Source organism: Streptomyces sp. BE303 (assembly GCF_036290945.1).
GTDB lineage: Bacteria > Actinomycetota > Actinomycetes > Streptomycetales > Streptomycetaceae > Kitasatospora.
In genome coordinates this window covers 1-512 of sequence record NZ_JAQYWZ010000202.1, presented here as the reverse complement: position 1 = coordinate 512, position 512 = coordinate 1, and the positions used below count along the sequence as shown (strand labels likewise).

Below are 512 nucleotides of genomic sequence, written 5' to 3'. Positions count from 1 at the left end.
GGAGTCGGCCTCGGCGGTCGCGGTCCGTTCGGCCCGCCAGCCCGCCAGCGCGGGCAGCACCTCGCCGAGCGCGGCCGGACTCACCTGGAGCTCGGCGGACAGTACGGACGCCTCCAGGCGCGCCAGCCCGGCCACGGCACCCTGCACCGGGCCGCCCGGCCGCTCACCCGCGCCGAGCACCGCCGTCCCGCTGACCCGGCACCACAGCGGCGCTTCCACGCCCGCGTCGCCCAGTGCATGTACGAGGGCCAGGGTCAGCGCGACCGCGCCCGGTAGGTCGGCGAACTCCGGGTGCGGGCGGTCCTCGTGGGCCATCAGCGAGAGCTCGCCGGCCGGCGCCTCCCCGTCGCCGAGCGCCTCGGTCACCCGCTGCGCCAGCGCCTCGCGTCCCGTTCCGGGTCCGCTCACGGTGAACGGGACCACGTCGAGGCCCACCGCGGCGAGCGCCTCGACCACCCGGCAGGCGGTGTCGCTCTCCGGCAGCACGGCCAGCCAGCGGCCCGCCGGCGCCT

General features: G+C 78.7%; 1 protein-coding gene. It reads right to left on the bottom strand.

Annotated features, from left to right (window positions below; genetic code table 11):
* Window positions 1-512 (bottom strand): hypothetical protein (locus PUR56_RS01150; RefSeq protein WP_329947465.1); only part of this gene is annotated, 512 nt, incomplete at both ends.